Source organism: Pseudanabaena sp. FACHB-2040 (assembly GCF_014696715.1).
Classification (GTDB): domain Bacteria; phylum Cyanobacteriota; class Cyanobacteriia; order Phormidesmidales; family Phormidesmidaceae; genus JACVSF01.
The window spans coordinates 185,542-191,961 of the sequence record NZ_JACJQO010000015.1; the positions used below are offsets into that span (position 1 = coordinate 185,542).

The window sequence follows — 6,420 nt, forward strand, 5'->3', positions numbered from 1 at the left end:
GATCGGGGTACCGAAATCACCGTGGTGCGCCGGTTTAGGAACCGAGTGATGGCTCATAACCTGTGCTGATCGAGCCCTGGACATCCAAGCGGCTCTACCTGTTTTTTGCAGGGCTACCGGTGGCGCATAGGAGGGCAGCCCTAGTCCAAGCCCATTTGATCCTGGGAACGAAGAACTTGCGATACGAGATCTGCCCAACCTTCTTTTTGAGAGCACTGAGCTAGATGAAATTCGATCAAAAACTGGTTGTCGCCATTAGTCTCCGAGAGGAATTTGGCAGAGAATATGGCGAATAACTGCTGCCAAGTGCCCTTGCAGCGTAGATCACAATGCTTTCTCATCTCTGCCTCGAAAGCATCGTCATGAGTCAGGGGCAGCGCCCGCTTAACTTTGTGCGGTGCCTTCCAAAGCTGGTGAACTCTTTCCTTAAGGGCCGTCATTTTCATGAGCTAACGCTTAAGGTGCGATCGCATCCACCTGACTCCAGCAGAGCTTTTCTGCCTAGATCTAGATTTTCCGTGACTTTTAATGATTATTACAACCATCGAAAGTGACTGAAGTAGTTAACAGTGAAGGCTATAGCATGGCACCCCTCAAGAAGCAGTTTCTGAAACTTTGACAAATTCTAGAACGCTTTCGCCCCGGTGTTTGTAGTTGTGCTTAATGTCGATCTGGTGCTTTTGGTGATGGGCATGGATCTCGTCAGCTCGATCTGTTAATGCCTGCTCAATCTTCTTCTGAGCCTTGGTAAAGGACTTGAGGACGTTGATGGAGATAGCCCACTTATCGTCATAGCGATTTGCAGCATCGTTGTAGGCCATGATCGCGTCGATAGCTGCATTGATCAGCTGCTCCGATTCCCCCCGCCTAGAGCGCGCGTGAGGCTTCTTAGATTCCTGAGTAGTTTTGGGAGAAGTTTTGGGGGTGGCAGGTGTAGATCTGGGTGCCGCAGGGGTAGCCCCATTTTGAGAAGCCCCGACAGACTGCTGCTGCCCAACCTGGAGGGCGATGAGCTGCTGCATGACATCGATCAGCCCGCCAATTTTGTCTTCTAGGGTGGAAGTGATCGGTTGCTCGAGTGCTGCACTGGCTTGTTCACGAGCTTCCGCAATCGGTGGTGTTATGGCTTCCTCTCGCTCCGCTTCAGGTTCTGCGGGTTGCTGCGCTAGCCCTCGAAGTTGACCCTGAATCCATCTTACAAGCTGGTTCATTTGCTCATGCTGGTTGCCCTCAAAGCCCAGCACCTCAAAGATCGATTCTAGATGGGCCTTGTCTTCCCTCGTGACTTGGATGCGGGTCGTCTTCATTGATTTTTTGGGTAATGGTTGACTAAGGGTTCCAGTTTGCGGCTGTTGGGCCTGGTGCTTGGCATAGGACTGGGAGAATACTTCAATGGGTGTGATGCCTCCATGTCCTAACTTGATGCCCTTGCGCTTGCCGCCGTACTGAGCAATAACGCTATCGGCAATTTCGTAGTCGCTGTAGTGCCGACTGGTCGCCAGAGAACGTCTCAGCTCTGGGTTCTCTACCTCCATCACGGCATAGTGGCCCTGGATAGCTGCCTTAAACTCTGTCTCGTTGACGTTAGGCGGGCAGTACCAAAAGGTTGCAATGGTGGCATAAACCGCTCTGAACAGGTGTGTGTAGAGGTTGTCTTTGCCCTCTCGTTTAGGCACCAGGGTGGTGAAGTTGCGATCGCACGCCACCTCCACTGCCCGACCGAAGCGTTGGCTCACCTCAGCGACCTCTAGCCCCACAGCTTCGGGCAATTCATGGCGGACTTTGGCGAGGGCTTCAATCACCCGTTCAGCCGTAGTCAGCGTGGGAATCTCAAAAGAGAGTTGCTGCAGTTCTCCCCGGCGCTTCAATGCTCCAGTGAAGGTAACGCTCCACTGTGATTTCTTCTCAAACTTAGCCGTGCTGAGGATTTCGCTAGAGCGTCTTCCGGTCAGTACAGCTAGGCCTGCACAGATATCGGCCCAGTCGGGCTTCTCCAGCAGCCGCACTGCCTGAGCCACAATGCTGTCGGGCCTGACGATGAACTGAACGCTTTCATTGCGATCTGCGACTGACTTCTGCTTATCCAGATTTAGCGCTGTCCACTGGTCGGTTGTGAAATTGATGTGCTCAAGGCTGAAGTGGTCTGGGCTGAGGTAGGTCTTGAGGTAGCGGCGAGTAATATCCATCGGCCCCTGCTGCTGACGTAGGGTTGCTAAACCTCGGCTGCTCCACCAGTCCTGCAGCTCCCGATTGATGGCCTGTGCTTCGGCTCTGCCGTCTGAGGTGTCTGGAAGGGCTTTGATGCGAGGTATCCACGTCTCAATCAGGGGTTTCTCTAGCCAAGCTCTACGTCCCATGTACTGAGGGCTCCTAGGTGTTCATCTAATCCAAATCTATATCCATATACCAAATCTGCATCCATATCAGGCCAAACAGCTTTTGGCTGTTCAGATAACACAAGTATGGAAGCACCGGCTGCTCTGACTGCAGGCAGCGGCAGCTATTTCTAGGTAACGCATCTGCCTTGATTCCCCTACAGGCATTACCTAAGAAACAGGGTACTGAGAGGCTGTGCCCCCAATTGCAGCGCTAAAGGTAGATAGACAAGCCGAAAGCCATGGAGGTTTCCAACTTGCTTGTAGGAAATCGAATCAACCCATGTCATCACTACCCAGAGCGAATGGCCAGCACACAAGGAAGCTCCAATCGACGTAGTGTCCTCACGAAGCTGCTGCCGCTTTCCCCATAGGGACTATCTGATGGTCAGTTGTCTATCCCTTCTTGCGGTCTCCGGTTCCATCAATCACCAGCACTACCTTGTGACCTCTAAGAAGTGACAGAATCAGCTCGATTCTCCGTTGTCTCAGCGCTCCTGCACTCCAGGGTGACTTGACCAAAAACTGTTGTAATGACTGAAGTTATACGAGGCGCTGTCATTTGCTCCGCCTAGCTCCCAGCCCTTTTACTCTAATTTATCTGTCACCAGAATCATTAAAGAGCGATACTTCTGCACAACAGCACCACCTCGGAGGGTAACCTTGCCGTTCTTGACGATTTAATAACTTTCACATGCTGGGCAGTGCATCGGCTCTAATCTACTCGATGCAGCCAATTTTACGCATCACTCTCTAACAGACCAGTGCCCATTCATGAAATCTATCTGACTGCCGCTCCTTAATGTTTTTGATCGACTAACTTAACTTGAAATCGAAGACACGTTTAACTGCACAGGTAGCCTAACTACGAATTCTGTTCCATAGCTTGGCTGAGATTGAAAAAGTAACTGTCCTCCGTGCTTTTCTACAATCTGATAGCTAATTGATAGCCCCAAACCTGTGCCCTGCCCGATTGGTTTCGTGGTGAAAAAGGGGTCAAATAACTTAGCTTGAGTTTGTGTTGGAACTCCTCGGCCGTTATCTTTGATCGAAACTGCAACCCAGCCATCGTCAACACAGCTAGTTGTAATCATGATAATCGGCGACACACCATTTTCGGCCGCAGCAATCAGCAATTCATCGATCGCATTGCTAATCAAATTCATGAACACTTGATTGAGTTGCCCTGCATAGCAATTTACATAAGGAAGGTTACCATAGTGCTTCTCAATCTTGATGGCTATCCCTGAAGGTCCTGGCTTCAAACGATGATGCAAGATAAGCAGCGTACTCTCTAGCCCCTCATGCAAATCAACAGATTTAATCTCAGCTTCGTCTAAACGCGAGAAGTTGCGTAAAGATTGAACAATACCGCGAATGCGTTCTGCACCCATCCGTATCGATTCACATAGCTTAGGAAGATCCTCCTCTATGTAGCTAAGGTCGCTTTTTTCAAGTTGATCGCGCAAATCTGGGGCAGGGTTAGGATAATGCTGTTGATAGGCCTGGATGAGTTCTAGGAGTATTTGTGTGTATTCCTTAAACGGCTTTATATTGCCGTAAATAAAGTTGATCGGATTGTTCACTTCATGTGCGATGCCTGCCACGAGCTGCCCTAAGCTCGACATCTTCTCACTGTGTATCAGCTGAGTTTGAATCCGCTTAAGTTCTTCTACAGTGCTGGTGAGTTGTTGTGATTGATCCTGGATTTCTGATAGATGTTCTGCTTGCTGAAGCGCGACTCCAAGTTGCAAACCAATCTGTCTCATCAGCGCTACATCTGGATCTTCCCAATCGCGCGGACCTGAATTTTGGTAAGCAGCTAGTAAGCCCCACAGCTTCTCGCTTTGAAAGATTGGCACAATAATATAAGCTTTTGCTTGATAGCCCTCAAGTGCTTCGAGGTAACAGGGTGAAAATTCCGCCTGATAGATATCCCTCACAACTCGCTGGGGTGCACCTTGAGCGTATTGCCCACCTTTAGTATTCTGGAGATAGGTATCAGCGAACTGAGCGGAGTGATACCCCAGCGTTTTGGCACTGCACTCGCTGATATTTTTCTGCAATGTTAGATCGTTGAGTTGTCTCTCGAGCAGGGGGGTCCACCCAGCCGCAACCGACTCTGCAACAAACTCCCCGCTCCAATCTACCTTAAACCGATACACGACCACTCGATTTACGTTCAACAGGTGTCGCACTTCCTCAGTTGTCGTTCTGAAGATTGTTTCAATGTCGAGGGAGTCGCGAATCTTTGTCACAATCCGAGACAGCATTGTCTGCCGTTCCACCAACCGCTCTAATTCAGCATTGGATCGTTCCAACTGCTCAGATCGGTACTTCAGTTCTTCCGTCCGCTCTTCCACCTGCCGCTCTAAGTTAGCATTCAAAGCTTGCACCTGCTGGTGCAGCCGATATTGTTTGATAGTTGCTGCAAACCGCTCTCCCAGGACCTGAGCGTATTGGATTTCTTCTTTCGTCCAATGTTGCGCCTGGTTTTTCTTCAGTTGCCGCCACACTTCAAAAGATTGTCGCGGCATTAATTGGCGGGTGTCGGGATGGTGATATCCTGCCCACAGAATCTCGGTATCGATACTGCTACGAAAGAAGGTGAGGCAGCCGAGGATTTGAGTGCCGTGCTTGAGAGAAATGATAAGAGCGCTTCGAATAGTCGTGTCGCTGAAGAAGGGTGCAAGGGTGCGAAATAGAGGTTCTTGATAAATGTCGTTGATCGCCCAGCAGGAAGCAGTAGTGGGTATCGATTGAATGGGTTTTCCTAACTCATAAATGGTGCGCATCCATTCAATCGACCAGGGCTGACGGCCCGTTTCATCCACGGACGGATTGAGAACCGAGTGCAGGTATTTTTGCCACAACAAGTTCTCTTCGATTGAGCGATTCTGGCTCGGATCTATAAGGGCGGGCTGCTCAGCGATCGTATAGATTTCTTTAGGCAACTGTTCAATGGCAAATAGATATAGTCTGCCTCCTGCCTCCAATGTACTCGTCGCGGACTGGAGAGCATCTTGCCAATTTACTGTCGGCGAGGTTTGCAGCAGCGCTGTCACCTGATTAATATTAGCTTCTTGACGCGCTTGGGCGCGAACGTGTTCGAGCAGAATAGATTGAGCGATCGCCACTGCAACCTGATCAACTACCGCTTGGATGAACTGCAGTTCTGCCTCGCTTACGACACGCGGTTCAGCATTGTGTGAGACGAGTAGCCCCCAAAGTTGACTGGACGGTTGGAGAGAGGGAGGGTGGTAGGACCCTGCCGCTTCGCCTTCGAGGACAATGGGAACGACAACTGAAGATTTTACGCCCATTGCCATTAAATATTCTTGATGACACGGATCAACCGGACGATAGCGAATATCAGTCTGCTCAATCAGTTCATCTGTCTCTGAGCAATGGAGAGGACTAATGCCGATCTCATGAGTACTCAAATCTACAACACTGCGCTGACGCGCCTGCACAAACAGTTCCCGTGCATAGGGCGGAATATCGTCAGCCGGAAAATGCAGTTCATGAAGAGAGGGTAAGCGATCGCTATTAAGCGACTCAGCAATCACAACTCCATGACCATCAGGCTGAAATTGGTAAATCTTGACGCGATCCGTTCCTAAGAACGCTCGTACTTCAGCTGCTGTCGTAGTTAAAATCTCCTGAAGTTCCAAGGATTGCCGGATTCGATTGGCAATGCGGCGCAATAAAGCTTCTTGGGGTAAGGGTTCACCTGGAGACTGGGACGACGGCATAAGATTAGGTACCAAAACTTCCGTGGTTTCTCAACCTAATGTTTCCCAAATTCTGCTATTGCAGTCAACTTGGCCAACTACTTGATAGGCACAGAGGCGCTAAGTAAGCGAACTATTAAGCTTTTCAAAAAGACAAAGAGCCCATCCTAGAATAGGTGAGGCTCTTTTTCGTATAGATAGACCAGGCATCGAGCTATTTTGACAAGGGGCAACCCCCTCACTATTTTCGCCGCTGCTGCGTTTCACGTTCCGAGTTCGAGATGGAGTCGGTGTGGGTCCACAGCGCCATT

At 49.9% G+C, this 6,420-nt stretch carries 3 protein-coding genes; all 3 read right to left on the bottom strand.

Annotated features, from left to right (window positions below):
* Positions 1 to 140 precede the first annotated feature (140 nt).
* Positions 141 to 446: a hypothetical protein gene (locus H6G13_RS18200; protein ID WP_190485374.1), complete on the bottom strand. Its 306-nt coding sequence runs from the start codon at positions 444 to 446 to the stop codon at positions 141 to 143.
* A 147-nt stretch (positions 447 to 593) separates the two neighbouring features.
* Positions 594 to 2,357, bottom strand: coding sequence for a protelomerase family protein (locus H6G13_RS18205; RefSeq protein WP_190485376.1), 1,764 nt, complete (start codon positions 2,355 to 2,357; stop codon positions 594 to 596).
* A gap of 839 nt (positions 2,358 to 3,196) precedes the next feature.
* The gene (locus tag H6G13_RS18215; RefSeq protein ID WP_190485380.1) at positions 3,197 to 6,130 is read right to left on the bottom strand and encodes a GAF domain-containing protein; all 2,934 of its coding nucleotides are present in this window, start codon (positions 6,128 to 6,130) and stop codon (positions 3,197 to 3,199) included.
* Positions 6,131 to 6,420 lie beyond the last annotated feature (290 nt).

Coding starts and splice junctions, on each gene's coding strand:
- H6G13_RS18200 (WP_190485374.1), bottom strand. CDS start 446: ATGAAAATGACGGCCCTTAAGGAAAGAGTTCACCAGCTTTGGAAGGCA.
- H6G13_RS18205 (WP_190485376.1), bottom strand. CDS start 2,357: ATGGGACGTAGAGCTTGGCTAGAGAAACCCCTGATTGAGACGTGGATA.
- H6G13_RS18215 (WP_190485380.1), bottom strand. CDS start 6,130: ATGCCGTCGTCCCAGTCTCCAGGTGAACCCTTACCCCAAGAAGCTTTA.